This window comes from Nitrospirillum amazonense, from assembly GCF_029594735.1.
Classification (GTDB): Bacteria; Pseudomonadota; Alphaproteobacteria; order Azospirillales; family Azospirillaceae; genus Nitrospirillum; species Nitrospirillum amazonense.
Genome location: NZ_JARPAF010000004.1, coordinates 431,050 through 454,580 on the forward strand (window position 1 = coordinate 431,050; position 23,531 = coordinate 454,580).

Sequence of the window (23,531 nt, forward strand, 5' to 3'; positions counted from 1 at the left end):
GATCGCCCGCGCCCCCGACGTCGAGTCAGGGACCCAGACGATGGGCCCGGTTACCGGAGAGAAATCTTGATCGCCAACGTCCGCAACCCGCACCGGAAGGAGAGCCGCCGATGATACTGCCCGCTCTCGCCTTCTATCTGTTCGCCGCCGTGCTGGTGCTGGCCGGCATGCTGGTGATCACGGCGCGCAACCCGGTGCACTCCGTCCTGTTCCTGATCCTGGCCTTCTTCAACGCGGCCGGCCTGTTCGTGCTGATCGGGGCGGAATTCGTGGCGATGATCCTGGTCATCGTCTACGTGGGCGCCGTGGCGGTGCTGTTCCTCTTCGTCGTCATGATGCTGGACATCAACTTCCAGGAACTGCGCAAGGGCTTCCTGCGCTACCTGCCGGCGGGCCTCGCCGTGGGGGCGGCCCTGCTGGCGGAACTGGGCCTGGTGATCTCCGGCTGGGTCTACGCCGGCCCGGCCGACAGCGTCCGCGCGGCGCCGACGCCGGAAAGCGTGGGCAATGCCCAGGCGCTGGGCGACCTGCTCTACACCCAATACGCCTTTATCTTCGAGGCCTCGGGCCTGGTGCTGCTGGTCGCCATGATCGGCGCCATTGTGCTGACCCTGCGCTCGCGCAAGGGCGTGCGCCGCCAGGTCATCGCCGACCAGCTGGCCCGCCGCCGCGAGGACGTGGTGGCCGTGGTCAAGGTCCGGACCGGGGAGGGCGTGTAAACCATGGAAAACATGATGGATATCGGTCTGGGCCACTACCTGTCGGTGGCGGCCATCCTGTTCATCCTGGGCGTGTTCGGCATCTTCCTGAACCGTCGCAACGTCATCATCATCCTGATGTCGGTCGAGTTGATCCTGCTTGCGGTCAACATCAACCTCGTCGCCTTCTCGGTCTTCCTGCACGATCTGGTGGGACAGGTCTTCGCCCTGTTCATCCTGACCGTCGCGGCTGCCGAGGCCGCCATCGGCCTCGCCATCCTCGTCATCTACTTCCGCAACCGTGGCTCGATCGCGGTTGAGGACATCAACCTGATGAAGGGTTGAGGGCCATGGCCGTTATCGCAGCAATCTTCCTGCCGCTCCTCGCGGCGTTCATCGCCGGCTTCTTCGGCCGCCGCATCGGTGACCTGGGCTCCCAGCTCGTCACCTGCGGCGCCATGGTGGTCGCGCTGGTCCTGTCCATCATCCTGTTCATCGACGTGGCCGTGAACGGTCATGCCACCGTGGTTCCGCTGGCCAACTGGGTTGCCAGCGGCGACTTCCACGTCGATTGGGCCCTGCGCGTCGACACCCTGACGGCGGTTATGCTGATCGTGGTCAACGGCGTGTCGACCATGGTCCACATCTACTCCGTCGGCTACATGAGCCATGACCCGGACAAGCCCCGGTTCATGTCCTACCTCAGCCTGTTCACCTTCATGATGCTCATGCTGGTGACGTCGGACAATCTGGTGCAGATGTTCTTCGGCTGGGAGGGCGTCGGTGTCGCCTCCTACCTGCTGATCAACTTCTGGTTCGAGAAGAAGAGCGCCAACGACGCCTCCATGAAGGCGTTCCTGGTGAACCGCGTCGGTGACTTCGGCTTCGCGCTGGGCATCTTCTCAATCTTCATCATCTTCGGCAGTGTCGAGTTCGGCACGATCTTCCCGGCCGCCGCCGGCAAGGCCCACGCCACCTTCAACTTCCTGGGCTGGCATGTGTCGGCGCTGGACTGCGCCTGCCTGCTGCTGTTCGTCGGCGCCATGGGCAAGTCGGCCCAGCTGGGCCTGCACACCTGGCTGCCGGACGCGATGGAAGGCCCGACCCCGGTGTCGGCCCTCATCCATGCCGCCACCATGGTGACCGCCGGCGTCTTCATGCTGGCCCGCATGAGCCCGGTGTTCGAGTATGCCCCCGCCGCCCTGGCCGTGGTGACCGTGCTGGGCGCCCTGACCGCCTTCGTCGCCGCGACGATCGGCATGACCCAGTTCGACATCAAGCGCGTCATCGCCTATTCGACGATGAGCCAGCTGGGCTACATGTTCTTCGCCATCGGCGTGTCGGCCTACCAGGCCGCCGTCTTCCACCTGATGACCCACGCCTTCTTCAAGGCCCTGCTGTTCCTGGGCGCCGGTTCCGTCATCCACGCCATGTCGGGTGAGCAGGACATGCGCAAGATGGGCGGTATCGCCAGGCTGATCCCCTTCACCTACGCGGTGATGTGGATCGGCAACCTGGCCCTGGCCGGTGTTGGCATCCCCAAGATTGGCGCATTCCCTGGCTTCGGTTTCGCCGGCTTCTACTCCAAGGACATCGTGCTGGAGGCCGCCTACGGCTCCGGCACCGCCGTCGGCCACTTTGCCTACTGGCTGGGCATCGCCGCCGCCTTCATGACCGCCTTCTACTCCTGGCGCCTGCTGATCATGACCTTCCATGGCAAGCCGCGCGCCTCCAAGGAGGTCATGGACCACGTGCATGAGAGCCCGCTGGTCATGACTGGTCCGCTGACCGTGCTGGCCATCGGCGCCCTGATCGCCGGTATCGGCGGCTACGAGTGGTTCGTCGGCCATGCCGCCCGCGCCGAATTCTGGCGCGGCGCCATCCAGGTCCTGCACGCCCATGACAGCATCCACGCCGCCCATGAGGGGCCGGAGTGGGTGGGCCTGCTGCCGCTGTTGGTCGGCCTGGCCGGCATCGCCCTGGCCTATGTCTGCTACATGTTCGTGCCCGGCATCCCGGCGACCTTCACCAAGATCGTGAAGCCGCTGCATGTGCTGGTCTTCAACAAGTACTTCTTCGACCAGATTTACGACGTGCTGTTCGTGAAGCCGGCCCAGGTCCTCGGCTTCGGCCTGTGGAAGGCCGGCGACGGCGCCATCATCGACGGCTTGGGCCCCGATGGCGTCGCCAAGACCACCCGCGGGGTGGCCGCCGGCGTCAGCCGTCTGCAGTCCGGGTACGTCTACCATTACGCATTCGCCATGGTGATCGGCGTGGTCGCGCTGGTCGGCTGGTTCTACTTCAAGCCCTGAGCAGGACGAGGCATCTAAGATGGCTGATTGGCCGATCCTGTCGCTGACGACGTTCCTTCCGTCGATTGGCGCCCTACTCATCCTGCTGGTGCGCGGCGAAGAACAGGCCGTGGCGCGGAACGCGAAGGCGATCGCCCTCGCGACCTCGCTTCTCACCTTCATCGTTTCGCTGTTCATCCTGGTGAAGTTCGACCCCTCCAGCGCCGGCTTCCAGCTGGTGGAGGAACACAGCTGGATCCCGGCATTGGGCATCCAGTACCTGCGCGGCATCGATGGCGTGTCCGTCTGGTTCGTGCTGGCCTCGACCTTCCTCACCCCCGTCTGCGTGCTGGCCTCCTGGGACAGCATCGAGAAGCGGGTGAAGGAGTTCATGATGTCGCTCCTGCTGCTGGAGACCATGCTGGTCGGCATGTTCACCGCGCTGGACTTCATCCTGTTCTACATCTTCTTCGAAGGTGTCCTGCTGCCGATGTTCCTGATGATCGGCGTGTGGGGTGGTCCGGGCCGCATCTACGCCGCCTACAAGTTCTTCATCTACACCTTCATCGGCTCCGTCCTGATGCTGCTGGCCATCGTCGCCATGTACCTGCAGGTCGGCACGATGGACATGCGAGTGATGCTGGACCACACCTTCGATCCGTCGATGCAGAAGATCCTGTGGCTGGCCTTCTTCGCCGCCTTCGCGGTGAAGACCCCGATGTGGCCGTTCCACACCTGGCTGCCCTTCGCCCACGTGGAGGCGCCGACCGCCGGCTCCGTCATGCTGGCCGGCGTCATGCTGAAGATGGGCGGTTACGGTCTGATCCGCGCCAACCTGCAGATGCTGCCCATCGGCTCGGCCACCTACACCAACCTGGTGTTCGTGATGTCGGTCGTCGCCATCATCTACACCTCGCTGGTGGCGTTGGCTCAGACCGACATGAAGAAGATGATCGCCTATTCCTCCGTGGCTCACATGGGCTACGTCAGCATGGGCATCTTCGCCGCCAACGCCCAGGGCCTGGACGGCGCCATGTTCCAGATGCTGTCGCACACCGTGGTGTCGGCGGCGCTCTTCCTCTGCATCGGCGTGGTCTACAACCGCCTGCACACCCGTGAAATCGCGCGCTACGGCGGCATGGCGCACAACATGCCCAAGTACGCCGTGGTGTTCATGCTGTTCATGCTGGCCTCGGTCGGCCTGCCCGGCACCTCGGGCTTCGTGGGTGAGTTCCTGTCCATGCTGGGCGCGTACGAGGCCAACACCTGGGTGGGCCTGTTCGCCTCCACCGGCCTGGTGTTCGGCGCCGCCTACATGCTGCTGCTCTATCGCAAGCTGTTCTACGGCAAGCTGGAGAAGCCGGACGTGATCGCCATGCCCGACCTGAACGGGAAGGAGATCCTCTACTTCGCCCCGCTGGTCGCCATCGTCATCATGATGGGCGTCTATCCGAAGAGCTTCAGCAGCGTGTACGCCGCCTCGCTGGACCATATCCTGTCGCACCACCGCGAAGCCCTGGCCGCCGAGGGACTGACCCCGCCGGTTGCCAACCCGGCCTCCGCCTTCGTCCCGGCCGCCAACGCCGGGACCCTCTCGGCCCACCCGGCGACGAGTGAGACGCCGGGCACCGAGCCGGCGGTTGAGCCGTCCACTACTGAAACACCCGCCGAGACGCCCGCGCAGAGCGAGCCCAAGGCGGATGCCAACCCCGACGCCGGCCACTGATCCAGCGGGAAACGATCCATGCAACCTGTCCTTACCGATCTGATCCCGGCCCTGCCTGAGATCTTCCTGGCCGTGGCGGCGCTGGCGCTGCTGATGCTGGGTGTGTTCAGCGGCAAGAATGGCACCCGCCTGGTCAGCGGCCTGGCCGTGGTGGCGCTGGTGGCGACATCCGTGCTGCTGGTCCGCCAGGAAGGCTACGACGTGGCCTTCTCCGGCCTGTTCATCACCGACGGCTTCGCCGTCTTCTCCAAGCTGCTGGTCCTGCTGGGCACCGGCCTGTCCATCATCATCGCCCAGAACTTCATCGCCCGTGAGGACATGGACCGGTTCGAATATCCGGTGCTCATGCTGCTGGCGACCGTCGGCATGATGATGATGGTGTCGGCCAACGACCTGCTGACCCTTTATGTCGGCCTGGAGCTGCAGAGCCTGTCGCTCTATGTCATCGCGTCCTTCCGCCGCGATTACGCCAAGAGCACCGAGGCCGGCCTGAAGTACTTCGTGCTGGGTGCCCTGTCCTCCGGCATGCTGCTGTACGGCATCAGCCTGATCTATGGCTTCGCCGGCACCACCAACTTCATCACCATCGCCCAGGTCTTGCAGGCCGGCCCGGCGCCCCTGGGCGTCATCGTCGGCCTGGTGTTCGTGGCCGCCGGCCTGGCCTTCAAGATCTCCGCCGTGCCCTTCCACATGTGGACGCCGGACGTGTACGAGGGCGCCCCCACCCCGGTCACGGCCTTTTTCGCCGTGGCCCCCAAGGTGGCCGCCATCTGCCTGTTCATCCGCGTGCTGGAGGGCCCCTTCGGTTCCCTGCTGCCGCAGTGGCGCCAGGTGATCGAGTTCTGCTCCGTCGCCTCCATGGTGGTGGGCTCTCTGGCGGCCATCCGCCAGAGCAATATCAAGCGCCTGATGGCCTACAGCTCCATCGCCAACATCGGCTACGCCCTGGTCGGCGTGGCGGCCGGCACCGCCGAGGGCGTGCAGGCCGTGCTGATCTACATGGCGATCTACCTGGTGATGACCGTCGGTACCTTCGCCATCATCATCGGCATGCGCCAGAAAGGTAAGGCCGTGGAAGAGATCGCCGACTTGGCGGGCCTCTCCAAGACCAATCCCATGCTGGCCCTGGCCCTGGCCGTCTTCATGTTCTCCATGGCGGGCGTGCCGCCGGCGGCCGGTTTCTTCGGCAAGCTGCTGGTGTTCATGGCCGCGTGGAAGGCCGGGCTGTACCCGCTGTCCATCATCATGGCGCTGACCAGCGGCATCAGCCTCTACTACTACCTGAAGATCTGTAAGGTCTCCTGGTTCGACGACGTGAAGGAGCCGCTGGACCGCCCCACGGCCGGCCTGTCCTGGGTCGTCACCGCCACCGCCCTGGTGGTGTTCCCGGTGGCCCTGGTGATCGGCACCCCGGTGCTGAACAGCGCCGCCGCCGCCGCCGCCAGCCTGTTCCATTGAGCGGGCGGGCGCTGAATCCCGGCGCCCCGTCCCACCGTCTGCCGGAGTGGATCCGGCCGACGGTGCTGGAGCGTTGCGGCAGCACCAACGACATCGTCAAGGACATGGCCCGTTCTGGCGCGCCGGAAGGCACGCTGGTGCGGGCCGTTCGTCAAGAGGCGGGCCGGGGCCGGCGCGGCCGGTCCTGGACTTCCGAGCCCGGCAATCTCTATTGCACCTTGTTGCTGCGGCCCGGCGGCACGCCACAGCGGGCGGCCGAGCTGTCCTTCGTCACCGCCCTGGCGGCGGGGGAGGCGGTGGATGGCCTGGTCGCCGCGGCACCCAAGCTGAAATGGCCCAATGATGTCCTGGTCGATGGTGCCAAGATCGCCGGGATCCTGCTGGAATCCGAGGCCGAGACGGACGGCGGCGTCGCCTGGGTGGCGGTCGGCATGGGCATGAATGTTCGACACCATCCGGACACCCCGGGCTACGCCACCACCTCGCTGCTGGCCCAGGGCGCGGATGTGGAGCCGGACCTGGTCATGGCGGCCTACGCTTGCGCCTTTGACCGCTGGTACCGCCGCTGGCAGGACTATGGCTTCGCGCCCGTGCGCGCCGCCTGGCTGAACGCTGCCCAGGGCATCGGCGGCCCCGTCACCGTCCGCCTGCACGACCGCAGCTTCGAGGGCCGCCTGGTCGATCTGGACGCTGATGGCGCGCTGCTGGTGGAAACGCCCCAGGGGCTGGTGAAGGTCACGGCCGGGGACGTCTTTTTCCCCCATGCTGCCCGGCAGACCGCCTGAGACAGGGAGCCCGCCCCATGCTGCTCGCCATCGACGCCGGCAACACCAACGTGGTTTTCGCCATCTATGACGGCGACACGCCCCGGGGCCGCTGGCGCATCTCCACCGACAGCCGCCGCACCTCCGACGAGTACGCGGTGTGGCTGACCTCGGCCATGGCGCTGAAGGGCCTCGTGGCCCGGGATGTCAACGCCGCCATCCTATCCTCCGTCGTGCCGGCGGCCACACCAGACCTCATCCGGCTATGCAAGGATCATTTCGGTTGCGTGCCTATGCGCATCGGTGACCCGGCGGTGGATGTCGGCATTGAGATCCGCATCGACAACCCGCGCGAGGCCGGCGCCGATCGTCTGGTCAACGCCGTTGCGGCAACGGAACGATATAAGGCGCCGCTGGTGGTCCTGGATATCGGCACCGGCACCACCTTCGACGTGGTCGATGCCGATGGCGCCTTCGCCGGCGGCATCATCGCCCCCGGTCCCACCCTGTCGCTGGACGCCCTGCACCGCGTGGCCGCCCAATTGCCCAAGGTGGACATCGCCAAGCCGGATCGCGTCATCGGCCGCGGCACGGTGGGTGCCATGCAGTCCGGTATGTATTGGGGTTACACCGCGATGATCGAGGGCTTGCTGCGCCGTATCAAGGCGGAGCTGTCGCCCACCGGCACGCCCCCCGTCACCGTCATCGGCACCGGCGGCATGGTGCGGGTGTTCGCGGAGGAGACGGGCATGGTCGACCACATCGACAGCGACCTGACCTTACGCGGGCTCTTGCTCATCCATCGCCGCAACGCCAAATCAGGGGGCTGACGCCCCGTTCGCCCGTCCCGCCGTTTCCCGTTTTCCAGGTTTCCATGATCGACGATTTGCTGTCCCCCGACGCCCTGTATTTCCTGCCGTTGGGTGGGTCCGGCGAAATCGGTATGAACCTCAACCTCTACCATTATGCCGGTAAATGGCTGATGGTCGACCTGGGCGTCAGCTTCGGCGATGATGCCGCGCCGGGCGTGGACGTGGTCATGCCGGACCCCGAGTTCATCGCCGAGCGGCGGGAGGATCTGGCGGGCCTGGTGCTGACCCACGCGCATGAAGACCACCTGGGTGCCGTGCAGTACCTGTGGACGGAGCTGCGCTGCCCCGTCTACGCCACCCCTTTCACCGCGGCCGTGCTACGCGCCAAGCTGCGCGAGACGGAGTTCAGCGGCCTGGTGCAGATCATCGAGGTGCCGCTGTCCGGCCGCTTCCAGGTCGGCCCCTTCGATATCGAGCTGATCAGCCTCACCCATTCCATCCCCGAGCCGAACGCCCTGGTCATCCGCACCGCCGGCGGCACGGTCCTGCACACCGGAGACTGGAAGCTGGACCCCGATCCCCGCGTGGGCGCGCCGGTGGACGAGGCGGCGCTGATCGCCCTAGGCCACCAGGGGGTCACCGCCTTGGTCTGCGACAGCACCAACGCCACCGTGCCCGGCACCTCGGGTTCAGAGGGCACGGTCGCCGTGGGACTGGAGGAGCTGATTGGCCGCTACCCCGGTCGCCGTGTGGCCGTGGCCTGCTTCGCCACCAACGTCGCCCGCCTGCATTCCATCGCCAAGGCCGCCGCCGCGCACGATCGCCAGGTGGCCCTGGTGGGCCGCAGCCTGCGCCGCATCAACGAGGCGGCGCGCGCCACCGGCTATCTCAAGGACCTACCGCCCTTCGTCACCGAGCATGACGTGGGCTATCTGCCGCGCGAGGCCCAGGTGCTGATCTGCACCGGCAGCCAGGGGGAGCCGCGCGCCGCCCTGGCCCGCATCGCCGACGGCGACCATCCGGAGATCGACCTGGAGCCGGGCGACGTCGTCGTCTTTTCCTCCCGCGAGATCCCCGGCAACGAGAAGGCCATCGCCAAGGTGCAGAACGGCCTGATCCGCCGTGGCATCGAGGTGGTGACGGCCAGCGACGCCGACGTCCATGTCTCCGGCCATCCGGCGCGGGATGAGCTGGCGCAGATGTACCAGTGGGTGCGCCCCTTCCTCGCCGTGCCGGTGCATGGCGAGCAGCGCCACCTGAAGGCCCATGCCGACCTGGCGCTGGAATGCCAGGTGCCGCGCGCCCTGGTGCCCGAGAATGGCGTCGTCATCCGCATCGGTCCGGGCGAGCCGGAGATCATCGGCACCGTGCCCTCGGGCAAGTTGTGCCTGGACGGTCGCCGCCTCGTGCCCCTGGGCGGAAATCTGCTGCGTACCCGCAACCGCATGGTCTTCAACGGCGCGGCGGTCGTCACGCTGGTGATGGACGATACCGAGCTGCTGGCGGACCCGAAGCTGTCGGTCATCGGCCTGCTGGACGGGGAAGAGGACGCGCTGTTCATCGAGGGGCTGGTCAAAGGCATCGGCCAAGCGGTCGATAAGCTGGCCGAGGCGGAGCGGCGTGACGATGTGGCCGTGACCGAGGCCGCGCGGCTGGCGGTGCGCCGCACCTTCCATGCGGCGCAGGGCCGCAAGCCGGTGACCGAGGTACACCTGGTGCGGGTGTAGGCCGGGCAGGGGAAGCGGCGCCCCTGGGACGCCGCCAAAACGGCCCGTGCGCGCCTTTCCTTGCGCTGATCACGGGCCCACGGGATGGGAAGCGTCATGAGCCTGGTCACGCTGGTCGCGGTCTATTTCACGCTGTGGTGGGTGGTTCTGTTCGCGGTGCTGCCCATTGGCGTGCGGCGCGATGACAGCCCGCAAAAGGGCAACGATCCCGGCGCCCCGGTATTTCCCGATCTCAAGCGCAAATTCATATGGACGAGCCTGATTTCAGCGGTAATTCTCGGGCTCGTCTGGGCTGTTTTTCATTTTGGCCTCATTAACTACGATCAGCTGTTCGATCCCCCGGGGAACGCCCCTTCTTGAGGCGGGTGGGGTTGGCGCGGCCGGTCGGCGGTTGGCACGGGCCGGTTTGGTCGTCTGGGGAATGCTGATCCAAATCCTGATGGGGTTTTCCGCCCTGCTACTGCTGGCCGCCATTCTGCTGTGGCTGTGGCGGCAGACCGTGGAATTGCGCCTGCGCAAGTCGCTGGGCTCCTCCACCGACAAGATGCGCGCCGTCTCCAACGAGAAGACGCAGGTTCTGTCCTTCCTGGAACAGCAGCGCATGGCGCTCGGCTCCAAGCGGGCGGATGCCGCCAAGATGCGCATGGCCATTTCCCAGCTGCGCGTCGACAACAACGAGATGCGCGCCCGCGACTTCTACGTCCTGCACCAAATCGGCGAGCCCTCCAAGGACAAGGAGGAGTATGCCTGCAACCTCATGCCGTCGGCCACGGTGGAACCAGGACGCGAGCTGCCGCCCGCTCTGCGCGGTGTCGACCACCGCGGCAGCATCTGGGCTGAATCGGAAGCCGCCGCCCGGCGCCAGATTGAAATGCACTTCCCGGAAAAGGGCCCCTTGCGCCCCACCGGCTTCCGTCGGGGGGCGTGATGGAACTGGGTTGGCTGATGCTGTTGATGATCGGCCTGCTGGCGGCGCTGCTGTTCCGCCAGTGGCGCGAACTGACGGTGCGCCGGCTGGAACTGAGCCGCCAACTGGAGAAGCGCGAGGCCCTGGTGGCCCAGTTCCGGCAGGAGATCGACGGCACCTCCGGTGAGCTGGAGCAGATCACCAACACCATGGACACGGTGACCGCCACGTTGGAGGAACTGCGCGAAGAACTGGACAACCTGGACAAGGAGCGCAAGGCCCTGCGCGAGCGGCGGCTGCAGCCCCTGGTCCTGCTGGACCGTCAGACCCTGAACGCGCAGCACTTCTGGGAACTGACCATCTCCAACCCCGATTTCGGCGAGACGGCGACCGCCCGCATGGCGCCGTCGGATTATGTCGACGATTGGGTATCCGGCCGCGTTTACCTGGTGGGGGCCGACACGGCGGAGGAGGCGACCAAGCGCGCCACCCAGCGCTTCAGCGCCTCCATGGGGTACCGGGTCCTGGGTGCCGTCGCTTTCCGCCGCCGCTGAGGCTTGGCCGAGGGCATGGAAAAGAGGGCATGGGAAAAGGGCGGCACCGGTCAACCGGATGCCGCCCTTTCTCATTCAGCCGTGGTGCCAGTCAAAGGACTGGCGCACAGGTCAGCGCCAGTGGCCCTCGACCCACATGTGGCGGCCGTCGGGGCGGGTGCGCCAGTGGCCGGGCACCCAATGGGCGTGAGGATGGGGCGGGGCGGCGTAATGGCCTTCCTCCCAGTCCCAGCGGTCATGCCAGGCCCAGTGGCCGCCCACCCAGACATGGCCGGGTTCCGGCGGCGGGGGAATCACCTCATGGCGCGGCGGCGGCGGGGCCTCGCGCACCCACAGGTCCACGCCCACCTGGGCATTGGCCGTGCCGGCGCCGGCGATGAACAGGCCACCGGCCAGGGCCACGGCCAGGGCGGCGGCGCTGACGGTGGCACGGGCGGACTTCATGACGGACTTCATGGGGTCACCTCTTGGTTTGACGGGGCCGATATCATTGGCGCCACCCTTGTTACGAAGAAGACGGCAAGTTCCCGTCATACATAACGCAGGTAATCGCCAATCACTCGGCCATCGCCGCCAATGAGGCCAAGGATTGATGGCAAAATGGTGTCGCCACCGGCTCCACATTTTGTCCGCTCTATTGGAAAATGTTCATATGCCCACCGGCAACTAGATCATCCTGGCTATCCGGTCCGGCTGAGGCGATTTGCCGCCTTGGGGATAGATCAGGGCGTGCCCCCGGAAAACTGCTGCGCCACCTGAAGCAGCATCAGGACGCCCAGCACCGCCACGCCGCCCAGGCAGCCCAGGATGATGGCGTAGCCGCCATAGAAGAAGGGATGGGGCGGGCGGCCGTTGCGGATCATTTGGCGTGCCAGCAGAAAGAACATCCATACGCCGGAACACAGGGCGCCGATGCCGAACACCAGGCGCAGCACCAGCACCACGGCCATGGTGCCGCCGATAAGCCCCGCCGCCACGCAGACGGCGACCAGGGTGATGAAAAAGGCCAGCACGTTGCGGAACAAGCGGCGACGGGCGGCGGGCGACAGGGTCGGTGTCATGGGCGAAGGGAACGCTCTTTTTCAAGGGATCAGAGGACGGCGCTGTACAGGGCCACGGCGTCGTCCAGGGTGACGGGTCGGGGGTTGTTGACCAGCAGGCGCTGCACCTTCATCGCGTCCGCCGCCAGCAGGGGGATGTGACCGGCGGTGACGCCCACCTCCGCCAGGCGCCGGCCGAAGGGCATGGCGCCGACCAGGCGGGTCATGGCGTCCACGAAACCGTGAGAGGCGGCGGGGTCGTCGGCGCCGCTCAACGCCGGGTCGATCAATCGGCCCAACTCGGCATAGGCCTGTTCCGCATGGCTGCGGTTGAACGCCAGGACGGGGGCCAGCACCAGGGCGTTGCTGTGGCCGTGCGGCACATGGAAATGGCCGCCCAGGGGATAGGCCAGGGCGTGCACCGCCGCCACCGGCGCATTGGCGAACGCCATGCCGGCCAGTAGCGAACCCTGCAGCATGGCGGCGCGGGCCGTCACGTCGCGGCCGTCGGCCAGCACCCGGGGCAGGTTGGCATACAGCAGCATCAGCGCCCGGGTGGCCAGGCTGTCGGACAGGGGGTTCTTCTTCAGCCGGCTGGTGTAGGCCTCGATGGCGTGCACCATGGCGTCTATGCCGGTCATGGCCGTCACCGCCGGGGGCAGGCCCAGGGTCAGCGTCGCGTCCAGCACGGCGGCGTCGGGATAGAGCAGGGGGCTGACCACGCCCTTCTTCTCATGGCTGGGCGTGGTGACGATGGCGATGGCCGTCACCTCCGAGCCCGTGCCCGCCGTGGTCGGCACCTGGATCAGCTTCAGCCGGGGGCCGCGCGCCAGGTTGATGCCATAGATGTCGGGCAGGTTTTGCGGATGGCCGGCCAGCAGGGCCACCAGCTTGGCCGTGTCCAGGGAACTGCCGCCGCCCAGGCCGATGACGGCATCCGCCTGGGATGCGCGGGCTGCGGCCACGGCGTGCAGCACCACTGCCTCCGGCGGGTCGGCCTGCACCTCGGTATACAGCACGGTCTCGATGCCGGCGGCACGCAGGCCGGCCAAGGCCGGCTCCACCACCCCGGCCTTTACCAGGCCGGGATCGGTGACCACGAAGACGCGCCCCACCCCCAGGTCGCGCGCCAGCTCACCCAGCCGCGCGGCCCCACCCACCTGGGCCAGGATGCGGGGCGTGGTCTCGAACGTGAAGTCGCTGTGATGGATGTCGCCAACATGGGTATTGATGTTCGTTGGGGTCATTTGGGGTTTCCTCCTGCCGCGTCCCCTTCTAGCATCCGCCCGCCTCGTCCTCCTACCCTTCACCACAGGATTTAAGCCCATGTCGGGATACTGCGCCATCGCCCCGGGCCATCCCTTCCACGGGCCTTATCATGAGCGGGAACATGGTTTCCCGACGACGGATGAGGCGGTGCTGTTCGAACGCCTGATGCTGGAGGTCAACCAGGCCGGCCTGTCCTGGCTGGTGGTGCTGCGCAAACGCGACGCCTTCAACGCCGCCTTCCATGGCTTCGACGTGGACAAGGTGGCCGCCCTGGGGCCGGATGACGTGGAGCGCCTGATGCAGGACGCCGGCATCGTGCGCAACCGTCTGAAGATCGAGGCCGCCATCCACAACGCCCGGGTCATCCAGGCCCTGCGCGCCAGCCACGGCGGCTTCGCCGCCTGGATCGCCGCGCACCATCCCCTGACCAAGGCGGAGTGGGTGAAGTTGTTCCGCCGCACCTTCCGCTTTACCGGCGGCGAGATCGTGGGCGAATTCCTGATGAGCATCGGCTATCTGCCGCTGGCCCATGCCGAGGACTGCCCCGTGGATCATGAGCTGGCCGCGCTGGGCCAGCCGTGGCGCAAGGCTGTGGCCGACGGGTTTGTCTATTAGCTAGCCGGCGGCGCGGAACGCCGCCACAAGCGTGGCCAGCGCGGCGCGGCTGCGCCGGTCGCTGACGGCGGAGCGCAGCACGACCGGGGCGCTGGGCAGGGGCGGCAGGCCAAAGCGCCCGCCCACCTCGACGGCACCCAGGGGGGCCGCGCGTGGCGCCAGGGCCGCGACGCCCAGCCCCGCCAACACGGCGGCACCGACCGCAGCGACGCCACCGCCCACGAACACCTCGGTCCAGGGAATGCCGGCGGCGTCCAGCGCCCGCACGGCATGGCCGCGCACGCCGCACGGGGCGGACAAGGTGGCGATGGGCAGCGGGGCGGCCGGGGGCGGCTCCCAGCCCGGGGCAGCGAACCAGCACAGGGGGTCGATGAATAGCGGCTCCCCGGCCTCAGTCGCCAGTTCCGTTGGGCGTCCGTCCAGGGGTGGTTCCAGCCGCAGGATGGCGGCGTCCAATTCCCCCCGTTCCAGCAGGGCGCCCAGGTCGCGGGAGGCGGCGATGCGCACCTCCATCACCAAGGTGGGGTCGCGGCCTTGCAGGCGGGCCAGCAGGCCAGGCAGGTCGCGGCCGGCGACGTGGTCGCTGATGCCGATGACCAGGCGGTGCGGCGCCTCTTCCAGCCCGGCCAGCGCCTGGTCATGCGCCGCCAGCAGCCGGCGGGCCGGTTCCAGGAAGGCGGCCCCCTGCGACGACAGCCGCACCTGGCGTGGCGTGCGCTCCAGCAGCCGCTGGCCCAGCCTGTCCTCCAGGCGTTTCAGCTTCAGGCTGATGGCCGACTGGGTGGTGCCCAGCGCCTCCGCCGCGCGGGTGAAGCTGCGCAGCGTGGCCACCAACACGAAGGCGTGCACGGCGTCCAGGTCCAGGGGCCGGAAGGAAGCGGTGGTGGCGGTGGTCGTCATGATCACGAGCGACAATGAATAAAGGGTCTGGGGATTTTAAACGGAAATCTTGGCGGCCGTCCATGTGGCGGCCGTCTGGTGCCCCGGTGTGTAGCCGATTGCCTATTATTCAGGCTGATACCGCAACCATGGGGGCTTTGCTGTCGCCCTGGGCATTTCGCCTCGGCCGACGGTGCTAGGCGCGATCGGTTGGCGCGGTCGTCCGGCAGGGGTGACCTCCGCCATTTCGGATAGACGGCGGCCCGAGCTTCGGCGGCGCAACATGAAAAGGGGATGATTCGGAGGTGATTCTGTTGCGCTGCGGAGCGCTTCCGAAGCGTCGCCGGGTAGCGCCAGCTTATATATTGAGCAATTACCAGCCCATAAACGGGGCAATTGACCAATCATTATGCAAAAGCACAGAAAAAGCACAAAAAGAAAGGCTAGCCCTCCGTTAGGGCTTGCCTTTCGAAAACTCGGCGTAGCATTATCCAAGCGTTGGAGGGTACATCCCCCTCTGACATTGAGTCGCTTGGTGGCGATTCCTCCCTAAACTCAAGGCCGCGCCGCGCTATCGCGAGCGCGGTCTTTTTTATGCCCTTGTGTTTACGAGGGCGGAGTATAGGGAGACGAAATCATTCCGTCATCTGTTTTTTGATCATTTTCAAGGCACGATGCCCGAAAGGCGGCCTTTTCGGTCAAAAACAGCGGCCAATCATAAATTTCACTCAACGAAAGCCAGGGAATTCCCTATTTGGATCAAGGCCCTGGCGTTTAAGCCAGGGCGAAGCGCAGCGTGAAGAGTGCTGCCAGAATGGGCAGGGCCAAACCCAACTCCCGCCCCTTGCCGGTCAGCAGCTTGATGGCGCAGTGGGCGATCAGGCCGAAGGCGATGCCGTCGGCGATGGAGAAGGTGAAGGGCATGGCCAGGGCCGTGATCACCGCCGGGACCGAGTCGGTCACGTCGTCCCAATCGATTTCCGCCAGGCCGCGCACCATCAGGCAGGCGACGTAGAACAGCGCCGGAGCGGTGGCGTAGCCTGGAATGGCGGCCGCCAGCGGCGATAGGAACAGGGCAGCCAGGAACAGCAGGCCGACCACCACGGCGGTCAGGCCGGTGCGCCCGCCGGCGAAGGTGCCGGCGGCACTCTCGATATAGGCGGTGACGGTGGAGGTGCCCAGGGCCGCGCCGGCGGTGGTGGCCAGGCTGTCGGCCAGCAGGGCCCGCTTCAGCCGGGGCAGGCGGCCTTGGGCGTCCAGCAGCCCCGCGCGGTGGGATACGCCCACCAGCGTGCCGGCGGTGTCGAAAAGGTCGACGAACAGGAAGGCGAAGATGATGGCGGTCAGGCCCATGTTGAAGGCGCCGACCACATCCATCCGCAACAGCGTGGGCGCCGGGTTGGGCGGCAGGGAGACGGGGCTGGCGATCAGGGGCGTGACGCCCAGCGCCATGCCGGCCAGCGCCGTGCCGATGATGGCGATGACCACGGCGCCGGTGACCCCGCGCGCCACCAGCACCACCAGCGCCAGAAAGCCGGCGCAGGCCAGCAGGGCCTGCGGCTTGCCCAGGGGCCCCAGGGTCACCATGGTGGCGGGATGGGCCGCGACGATCCCGGCGTTCTGCAGGGCGATGAGGCCCAGGAACAGGCCGATGCCGGCGGAGATGGCATGCTTCAGCCCCGTCGGGATGGCGTTGACGATGGCCTCGCGCACCGGCAGCAGGCTCAAGATTGTGAAGCCCACGCCCGACAGGAAGACGGCGCCCAGCGCCACCGGCCAGGGATAGCCCATGCCGCCCACCACCGAATAGGCGAAGTAGGCGTTCAGCCCCATGCCCGGCGCCAGCGCGATGGGATAGTTGGCGTACAGCCCCATGATGAAGCAGCCCAGGGCGGAGGCCAGGCAGGTGGCCACGAACACCGCCCCTGGGTCCATGCCGGCCTTGCCCAGCACCTGGGGGTTCACGAAGATGATGTAGGCCATGGTCAGGAAGGTGGTGACCCCGGCCAGGATTTCCGTACGCACGGTGGTGCCATGGGGCGTCAGCCCGAAAAAACGATCAAGCACGTGATGCCCCCGCGTTATTCTAAGGATCGCGCCCATGGTCGGCGCGGACGCCCTCGCCAAGCAAGGACAAAGCCAATGCCGCGGATCGCCGCTGTGATGACCGGCCTGCTGGTGCTGGCTGCCGGTACGGCCTGGGGGCAGGGGGTGCCCCAAGGGGCGTCCCAGGAGGGGGCGCAGAAGGGCACGTCGAAAGGTCCGACCATCGCCGTCGACCCCGCCGCCTGCCAATGGGCGGTGCGGCATGAGCCGGCGCCCGATGTCGCCTATCAGCCGGGCGTGGATGTGGACGGTAACCCGGTGGCGCCGGCCGATTTGGACGGCGGCGTCCGCCTGCCCGCACCCCAGCGCATCGAGATCCCGCTGACGGCGCGCCTGGCCCGCGCGCTGCCGCAGGCCCCCGGCACGGCCCGAAGCAGGCCCGACGCCTACTTGGGCCTGCTGACGGTGGTGGGTGACCAGGTGCTGTTCGACGGTCAGCCCCTGACCGATCCGGCGGCGGATGAACTGGCGGCGCTCTGCCGCCAGCAAGGGCTGTCGGGCCGCTGAGGCGCACCGAAGCGGAACCTTGGGCGCGCGCGGAGGGTTTCAGGGGCCCGACAACGGCGCCAACCATCCGCAGAAGGAGCGCACCCATGGCCACGGCCCACAAGACCGCCCACAGCAGCCATACCAAGGCCAAGACCCGCACGACGCCGCGCCGCACGCGCCGCACCGCCACGCGTGATCCGCTGGCGGTCAGCCTGCTGAAGAAGGACCACCGCGAGGTCGAAGGCTGGTTCGACGAGTACGAGCAGCTGGACAGCGATGATGAGAAGCTGGCGCTGTTCAACAAGATCGCCCTGGCCCTGAAGGTCCACACCGCCATCGAAGAGGAAATCTTCTATCCCGAGGAACGGGGAGAGGTGGAGGACGACATGCTGGACGAGGCCTATGTCGAGCATGACGGCGCCAAGAAACTCATCGCCGAGATCGAGGCCATGAAGCCCGGCGACGAGTTCTATGACGCCAAGGTCAAGGTGCTGGGTGAGTACATCAAGCACCACGTCAAGGAGGAGGAGCAGCCCGGCGGCCTGTTCTCGCAGGCCAAGCGCGGCGATGAGGACCTGAACGAGATGGGCGAGCGCCTCAAGGCCCGCAAGCAGGAACTGATGGCGGAGTGGGGCCAGGCCTACTCCTGATGACGCGTGACGCCCGCGGCCCCTTCCTCACCGGGGGGCGCGGGCACCGCCTGTAACCGTTCCGTTACAGGCCCGGCCTTTTTCCCGGTCCCCGGGGGCGGTAGTCTCGCCCATCAAATTATAATGGGGACTTCATGTTCAATCGTCGCGCCTTCCTGGCCGCCAGCGCCGCCTCGGTCGCCCTGGCCACGGTCCGTCCCGGCTTTGCCGCCGATGCCTCAAAGCCCGCCGCCGACCTTAACCACCTGCTGGACACCTTCTTCCAGGAAGATCTGCGGCGCAGCCCCGAAGGCGCCACCATGGCCGGCATGGACACGGGCAAGCTGGCCGGCCTGCGTGCCAAGCTGGACGACCGCAGCCCCGCCGGGCGCAAGGCCGACAACGCGGTGACGGAAGGACAGCTGCGCCGCCTCAAGGCCATCGACCGCAAGGCGCTGACCGGCATCGACGCCGTGAACTACGACAGCGTGGAGTACGTGCTGGCCGAGGCGGTGGAGAGCAACCGCAAATTCCCCTTCGGCTCCGGCGGATCGCCCTATGAGCTGTGCCAGCTGCAGGGTTCCTATCAGTCCATTCCCAACTTCCTGGACGTGCACCACCCCATCGAGGCCAAGGCCGACGCGGATGCGTATCTGGCGCGTCTGGAGGCCTTCGCCGGTGCGCTGGACACCGAGACGGCGCAGTTCAAGCATGACGCCGCCCAGGGCATCCTGGCCGCCGACTTCATGCTGGACACGACCCTGACCCAGCTGCGTGCCCTGCGGGTGGACGCGGGTGCGTCGGGCCTGGTTTCCTCCGTCGCCAAACGCGCCGAGGAAAAGGGCCTGGGCGACACCTACGGCGCCCAGGCGGCCAAGATCTACACCGACAAGGTCGGCCCGGCGCTGGACCGCCAGATCGCGGCGGTGGAGGCTGCCCGCAAGACGGCCACGCACGACGCCGGCGTCTGGCACATCAAGGACGGCGAGGCCTGGTACGCCCAGGGCCTGAAGTCCAGCACCACCACCACCCTGTCCCCGGATGAGGTGCACCAGATCGGCCTGGACCAGGCCAAGGAGATCGGCGCGCGGCTGGAATCGCTGCTGGCGGCCCAGGGCCTGACCCAAGGCACGGTGGCGGAGCGCATCAAGGCTCTGCGCGCCCGGCCCGAGAGCAACTATCCCAACACCGACGAGGGCAAGGCCCAGCTGGTGGCCGATTTGCAGGTGAAGCTGGACGACATGGCGTCGCGCCTGCCGCGCATGTTCCGCGACATCCCCAAGGCCAAGGCGCGGGTGCAGCGTGTGCCGGCCGCCATCGAGGCCGGCGCGCCGCTGGCCTACTATGAATCCCCGCCGCTGGAAGGCGACCGGGTGGGCACCATCTACTTCAACCTGCACGACACGGCCGAATGGCCCAAATGGTCGCTGCCCACCACCGTCTATCATGAGGGCATCCCCGGCCATCATCTGCAGGGCTGTATCGCGCAGGAAACCAAGGGCATCCCGCTTTACCGGGCCAACATGTTCTTCTCCGGCTACGGCGAGGGCTGGGCCCTATATGCCGAGCAGCTGGCCGATGAGCTGGGCATGTACGACGCCGATCCGCTGGGCCGCATCGGCTTCCTGAAGTTCCTGCTGTTCCGCGCCGGCCGTTGCGTCATCGACACCGGAATGCACCACAAGCGGTGGAGCCGCGAGCAGGCGGTGAAGTACATGGTGGACCTGACGGGCGACACCGAAAGCGCCATGACGCGGGAGACCGACCGCTACTGCGCCTGGCCGGGCCAGGCCTGCAGCTACAAGATCGGCCACACGCTCTGGAACCGCCTGCGCGACCAGGCCAAGACCGCGCTGGGCGACAAGTTCGACATCAGGGACTTCCACCAGGTGGGCCTGAACTCCGGCGCCGTGCCGTTGGACGTGCTGCAGACCATGGTGGGGGACTATATCGCCCGCGTGCGGCGGGGCTGAACCGCCGCGCCAAGGACGGTGGCAAAGAAAACGGCCCGGGGAGCGATTGCCGGGCCGTTTGGCGTTCAGGACAAGGTCGTCCGCCTCAGGCGGCCTTGGCGTCCACCAGGAACTGTTCCACCAGGCCCCGCATCTTCTCCGCCTCCCGCGCCATGGAGGTGGCGGCGGTCAGCACGTCATGGGCGGAATGGCCCGTCTCATCCGCGGCCTGCGACACACCCTGGATGTTCTGGGTGACGCTGTCGGCACCGGCGGCCGCCTGCTGCACGTTGCGGGCAATTTCCTGCGTCGCCGCCCCTTGCTCCTCCACCGCCGAGGCGATGGTGGTGGCGATGCTGTTGATGTTCTCAATGGTGCCGGAGATGGCGCCGATGGCGGTCACCGCCTCGCGCGTCGCCTCCTGGACCTGGGCGATCTGAGTGCTGATCTCCTCCGTGGCCTTCGAGGTCTGGTTGGCCAGGCTCTTCACCTCGCTGGCCACGACGGCGAAGCCCTTGCCCGCTTCACCGGCGCGCGCCGCCTCGATGGTGGCGTTCAGGGCCAGCAGGTTGGTCTGGCTGGCGATGTCGGTGATCAGCTTCACCACGTCGCCGATGCGCTGGGCGGTCTGTTCCAGGCCGGCGACGATGGTGCCGGTGTGGGTGGCCTGGCGCACGGCGTCGCCGGCGACCGTGGTCGACTGCGCCACCTGGCGGCTGATCTCCTGGATGGAGGAGCTGAGTTCCTCGGCGGCGGCGGCGACGGTCTGGACGTTGGCCGAGGCCTCCACCGCGCCGGCGGCCACGGTGGCGGACTGGCGGGTGGTCTGCTCGGCCGAGGCGGACAGCGAGCTGGCGGTGGCCTGCATCTGCGTGGCGGCGGAGGCGACAGCGCCGATGACGTCGCCGGCCTGCACGTCGAAGGTGCGGGTCAGGTTTTCCAGGGCGGCGGCACGGGCGACGCGGGCGGCCTGTTCCTTTTCCTGCTCGGCGCGCAGGCGTTCCGCCTCGCGGGCGTTGTCACGGAAGACCAGGGCGGTCTTGGCGATGTCGCCCACCTCGTCGCCGCGCTCGGTGCCGAAGATCTCGATGGTCAGGCGGCCGTGGGCCAGGTCCTGCAGATTGCGCACGATGTGGGTGATGGGGGTGACCAGACCGCGGCGGGCGATCAGCATGCCGACGACGATGCCCACGGCGATGCCGATGACGGCGACCGCGACGATCATGATGGTCAGGTCGCGGGCGACGGTCTGGGCGTCCTGCGCCACGGCGGTGCCGTCCTCGTCCAGGGACTCCTGCAGCGCCTTGATCTTGTTGCTGAGCGCGGTGGAGGCGGTGCGGGACTGCGCGACCTCGTCCAGGATTTCCTGGCGGGCGGCCTCGTTCTTCAGGTCGGCATGCTTGCGGCTGGCCGCCATCGTGCCGTCGAATTCCTTCTTGTAGGCGGCGAAGGCGGTCTTGATCTCCGCCAGCATGGGCCGGTACTTGGCCTCCACCTGCTGGTCCAGCAGGGTCATGTTCTTGGTGAACTCATCGACCCGGCCGGCGACGTTCTTGGCGACGTCCTCGGTATCCTTGGGATCGGCGGCCATGCGGTATTCACCGCGGTTCATGTAGATCACGTTGGCGTTCAGCTGCGCCGCCTGGTGCAGGTTGGTCCCCATGACGTCCAGGCGGTGCGCCGCGACCGACAGCGTCGACATGCCGATGTAGCCGGCGATACCGATGGCGACGGCGGAAAGCGCCATGACGAGGATGACCAGGTTAATCTTTGTCAGAATTTTGGCATTGGCCAACATGATTGCGGTCCTTGCGGCGGCGGGCTTTCCCGGCGTGATAGCAGCGATTGGTTAAGGGCCGGTAAAAACCACAAGCCGGATTTCAAGGTCAATGCATGGCTTCCATCTGATATTGCGATAACATTTACATATTAGAAATTTTCTTAAATTGCCGTTAATATATTGTTTCCCATAAAGTGGAGTGTTTCGTTCCAATCGACGCAAGATTTGGTGATTCAATCATTATTACTGCCGTAATAGGCGCAGGATTTTACGTTCGACTCCAAAGCGCATGGCTATCTTGCATAAATCGGATGGTTGTGCCCGTCATGCGTAGACACGGAGCATCTTTTGGGTGGGGCGGCGCGGCCAAAGGCGCCTTTCCCGCCGCCATGGACAGGGGGGACGTCATTGCCTAAAGTCGCGGCTCCATTTCCGTAATCCAAGTTCACGAAGGCGACGGGTTCCCGCGATGCGCTCCTCCCAGTTTTTCCTGCCCACCCTGAAGGAAACCCCGGCGGAGGCGCAGATCGCCTCCCACCGGCTGATGCTGCGCGCCGGCATGATCCGGCAGACCAGCGCCGGCATCTACGCCTGGTTGCCGCTGGGCTGGAAGGTCCTGCGCAAGATTTCGCAGATCGTGCGGGAGGAGCAGGACGCCGCCGGCGCCCAGGAACTGCTGATGCCCACCATCCAGTCGGCGGAGCTGTGGCGCCAGTCGGGCCGTTATGACGATTACGGCAAGGAGATGCTGCGCATCACCGACCGTCACGACCGTGAATTGCTGTACGGCCCCACGAACGAGGAGATGATCACCGACATCTTCAAGACGTTCGTGCGCAGCTACAAGGACCTGCCCAAGAACCTGTACCACATCCAGTGGAAGTTCCGGGACGAGATCCGCCCCCGCTTCGGCGTCATGCGCGGCCGTGAGTTCCTGATGAAGGACAATTACTCCTTCGACCTGGACGCCGAAGGGGCCAAGCTGTCCTACCGCAAGATGTTCCTGGCCTATCTGCGCACCTTCGCCCGCATGGGGCTGAAGGCTATCCCCATGCGCGCCGACACCGGCCCCATCGGCGGCGACCTCAGCCATGAGTTCATCATCCTGGCCGAGACGGGTGAGAGCGGCGTGTTCTGCCACAAGGATTGGCTGAACCTGGACGTGCTGCAGAACCCGCCCGAGGCCGGCAGCGACCTGAAGGACTTCTTCGCCAAATACACCAGCATCTACGCCGCTACGGACGAGAAGCACGACCCCGCCACCTGCGAGGTGCCGGAGGACCAGCTGGTTTCCGCCCGCGGTATCGAGGTCGGCCACATCTTCTATTTCGGCACCAAGTATTCCAAGCCCATGGGCGCCGTCGTGGCCGGCCCGGACGGGGAGCCGGTGGCGGTGGAGATGGGCAGCTACGGCATCGGCGTGTCCCGCCTGATGGGCGCCATCATCGAGTCCAGCCATGACGAAAACGGCATCATCTGGCCGGACGCGGTCGCCCCCTTCCACGTGGGCCTGATCAACCTGAAGGCCGATGACGCCGCGTGCGCCAGCTTGTGCGACGACCTGTACGCCAAGCTGAACGCCGCCGGCGTGGAGACGCTGTACGACGATCGCAACGAGCGCCCGGGCGCCAAGTTCGCCGACATGGACCTGATCGGCCTGCCCTGGCAGCTGACCGTGGGCCCGCGCGGCCTGAAGGCCGGGGTGGTGGAGCTGAAGCGCCGCGCCACCGGTGAAAAGCGCGAGCTGCCGGTTGAGGCGGCGCTGGCCGAATTGATCAAGGCCTGACCAGGGCAGGAAACGGGGGGCCCGCCCTTCTGGCGCATGCTAGAGGGCG

At 66.8% G+C, this 23,531-nt stretch carries 22 protein-coding genes; 16 read left to right on the plus strand and 6 right to left on the minus strand.

Annotated features, from left to right (window positions below; genetic code table 11):
• The first annotated feature begins 110 nt into the window (after window positions 1-110).
• The 11 genes from P5F91_RS22760 to P5F91_RS22810 all read left to right on the plus strand — a co-directional run bounded on the left by P5F91_RS22760 (window position 111) and on the right by P5F91_RS22810 (window position 10,937).
• Window positions 111-719, plus strand: coding sequence for an NADH-quinone oxidoreductase subunit J (locus P5F91_RS22760; protein ID WP_145608520.1), 609 nt, complete (start codon window positions 111-113; stop codon window positions 717-719).
• A 15-nt stretch (window positions 720-734) separates the two neighbouring features.
• Window positions 735-1,043 (plus strand): NADH-quinone oxidoreductase subunit NuoK, encoded by a 309-nt coding sequence (gene nuoK, locus P5F91_RS22765; RefSeq protein WP_044559312.1) that lies wholly within the window; start codon window positions 735-737, stop codon window positions 1,041-1,043.
• A gap of 5 nt (window positions 1,044-1,048) precedes the next feature.
• Window positions 1,049-3,010: an NADH-quinone oxidoreductase subunit L gene (gene nuoL, locus P5F91_RS22770; protein WP_145608518.1), complete on the plus strand. Its 1,962-nt coding sequence runs from the start codon at window positions 1,049-1,051 to the stop codon at window positions 3,008-3,010.
• A 19-nt stretch (window positions 3,011-3,029) separates the two neighbouring features.
• On the plus strand, window positions 3,030-4,715 hold the full coding sequence (locus P5F91_RS22775; RefSeq protein WP_145608516.1) for an NADH-quinone oxidoreductase subunit M: 1,686 nt from the start codon (window positions 3,030-3,032) through the stop codon (window positions 4,713-4,715).
• A gap of 18 nt (window positions 4,716-4,733) precedes the next feature.
• On the plus strand, window positions 4,734-6,173 hold the full coding sequence (nuoN, locus tag P5F91_RS22780) for an NADH-quinone oxidoreductase subunit NuoN (RefSeq protein ID WP_145608514.1): 1,440 nt from the start codon (window positions 4,734-4,736) through the stop codon (window positions 6,171-6,173).
• A gap of 62 nt (window positions 6,174-6,235) precedes the next feature.
• A complete protein-coding gene (locus P5F91_RS22785; RefSeq protein ID WP_277908341.1) occupies window positions 6,236-6,958 on the plus strand; it encodes a biotin--[acetyl-CoA-carboxylase] ligase in 723 nt (240 codons plus the stop codon).
• 17 nt (window positions 6,959-6,975) lie between these two features.
• Window positions 6,976-7,767, plus strand: coding sequence for a type III pantothenate kinase (locus tag P5F91_RS22790; RefSeq protein WP_145608512.1), 792 nt, complete (start codon window positions 6,976-6,978; stop codon window positions 7,765-7,767).
• 44 nt (window positions 7,768-7,811) lie between these two features.
• Window positions 7,812-9,476: a ribonuclease J gene (locus P5F91_RS22795; protein WP_277908343.1), complete on the plus strand. Its 1,665-nt coding sequence runs from the start codon at window positions 7,812-7,814 to the stop codon at window positions 9,474-9,476.
• A 96-nt stretch (window positions 9,477-9,572) separates the two neighbouring features.
• Entirely contained in the window at window positions 9,573-9,836 is a 264-nt protein-coding gene (locus P5F91_RS22800; RefSeq protein ID WP_040846278.1) for a DUF1467 family protein, read from the plus strand.
• A 61-nt stretch (window positions 9,837-9,897) separates the two neighbouring features.
• Window positions 9,898-10,404, plus strand: a complete 507-nt coding sequence (locus P5F91_RS22805; RefSeq protein WP_145608509.1) for a hypothetical protein — start codon at window positions 9,898-9,900, stop codon at window positions 10,402-10,404.
• Window positions 10,404-10,937, plus strand: coding sequence for a hypothetical protein (locus tag P5F91_RS22810; protein WP_145608507.1), 534 nt, complete (start codon window positions 10,404-10,406; stop codon window positions 10,935-10,937). The genes P5F91_RS22805 and P5F91_RS22810 overlap by 1 nt, the downstream gene beginning before the upstream one ends.
• Before the next feature lie 111 nt (window positions 10,938-11,048).
• Here P5F91_RS22810 and P5F91_RS22815 read toward each other — a convergent pair whose 3' ends face one another.
• The 3 genes from P5F91_RS22815 to P5F91_RS22825 all read right to left on the minus strand — a co-directional run bounded on the left by P5F91_RS22815 (window position 11,049) and on the right by P5F91_RS22825 (window position 13,224).
• Window positions 11,049-11,393: a YXWGXW repeat-containing protein gene (locus P5F91_RS22815; protein WP_211106805.1), complete on the minus strand. Its 345-nt coding sequence runs from the start codon at window positions 11,391-11,393 to the stop codon at window positions 11,049-11,051.
• Window positions 11,394-11,659: 266 nt separating this feature from the next.
• Window positions 11,660-11,998 carry a hypothetical protein gene (locus P5F91_RS22820; RefSeq protein WP_145608504.1) on the minus strand — a complete coding sequence of 113 codons (339 nt, stop codon included), beginning with the start codon at window positions 11,996-11,998 and terminating at the stop codon, window positions 11,660-11,662.
• Between the two features lie 29 nt (window positions 11,999-12,027).
• A complete protein-coding gene (locus tag P5F91_RS22825; RefSeq protein ID WP_277908344.1) occupies window positions 12,028-13,224 on the minus strand; it encodes an iron-containing alcohol dehydrogenase in 1,197 nt (398 codons plus the stop codon).
• A 79-nt stretch (window positions 13,225-13,303) separates the two neighbouring features.
• On the opposite strand from P5F91_RS22825, the gene P5F91_RS22830 reads away from it, so the two are divergent.
• Window positions 13,304-13,861: a DNA-3-methyladenine glycosylase I gene (locus P5F91_RS22830; RefSeq protein WP_145608500.1), complete on the plus strand. Its 558-nt coding sequence runs from the start codon at window positions 13,304-13,306 to the stop codon at window positions 13,859-13,861.
• On the opposite strand, the gene P5F91_RS22835 is transcribed toward P5F91_RS22830, so the two are convergent.
• Entirely contained in the window at window positions 13,862-14,761 is a 900-nt protein-coding gene (locus P5F91_RS22835; RefSeq protein ID WP_145608498.1) for a LysR family transcriptional regulator, read from the minus strand.
• Window positions 14,762-15,514: 753 nt separating this feature from the next.
• A complete protein-coding gene (locus tag P5F91_RS22840; RefSeq protein WP_277908345.1) occupies window positions 15,515-16,807 on the minus strand; it encodes an NCS2 family permease in 1,293 nt (430 codons plus the stop codon).
• A 75-nt stretch (window positions 16,808-16,882) separates the two neighbouring features.
• Between P5F91_RS22840 and P5F91_RS22845 the strand changes: the two genes are divergently transcribed.
• The 3 genes from P5F91_RS22845 (at window position 16,883) to P5F91_RS22855 (ending at window position 19,937) form a co-directional block, all read left to right on the plus strand.
• On the plus strand, window positions 16,883-17,353 hold the full coding sequence (locus tag P5F91_RS22845; RefSeq protein ID WP_145608495.1) for a hypothetical protein: 471 nt from the start codon (window positions 16,883-16,885) through the stop codon (window positions 17,351-17,353).
• A gap of 86 nt (window positions 17,354-17,439) precedes the next feature.
• Window positions 17,440-17,985, plus strand: a complete 546-nt coding sequence (locus P5F91_RS22850; RefSeq protein ID WP_186454506.1) for a hemerythrin domain-containing protein — start codon at window positions 17,440-17,442, stop codon at window positions 17,983-17,985.
• Window positions 17,986-18,119: 134 nt separating this feature from the next.
• A complete protein-coding gene (locus P5F91_RS22855) occupies window positions 18,120-19,937 on the plus strand; it encodes a DUF885 domain-containing protein (RefSeq protein ID WP_277908346.1) in 1,818 nt (605 codons plus the stop codon).
• Between the two features lie 85 nt (window positions 19,938-20,022).
• On the opposite strand, the gene P5F91_RS22860 is transcribed toward P5F91_RS22855, so the two are convergent.
• Window positions 20,023-21,714: a methyl-accepting chemotaxis protein gene (locus tag P5F91_RS22860; protein WP_277908347.1), complete on the minus strand. Its 1,692-nt coding sequence runs from the start codon at window positions 21,712-21,714 to the stop codon at window positions 20,023-20,025.
• 451 nt (window positions 21,715-22,165) lie between these two features.
• On the opposite strand from P5F91_RS22860, the gene proS reads away from it, so the two are divergent.
• Window positions 22,166-23,482 (plus strand): proline--tRNA ligase, encoded by a 1,317-nt coding sequence (proS, locus tag P5F91_RS22865; RefSeq protein ID WP_277908349.1) that lies wholly within the window; start codon window positions 22,166-22,168, stop codon window positions 23,480-23,482.
• Window positions 23,483-23,531: the final 49 nt, after the last annotated feature.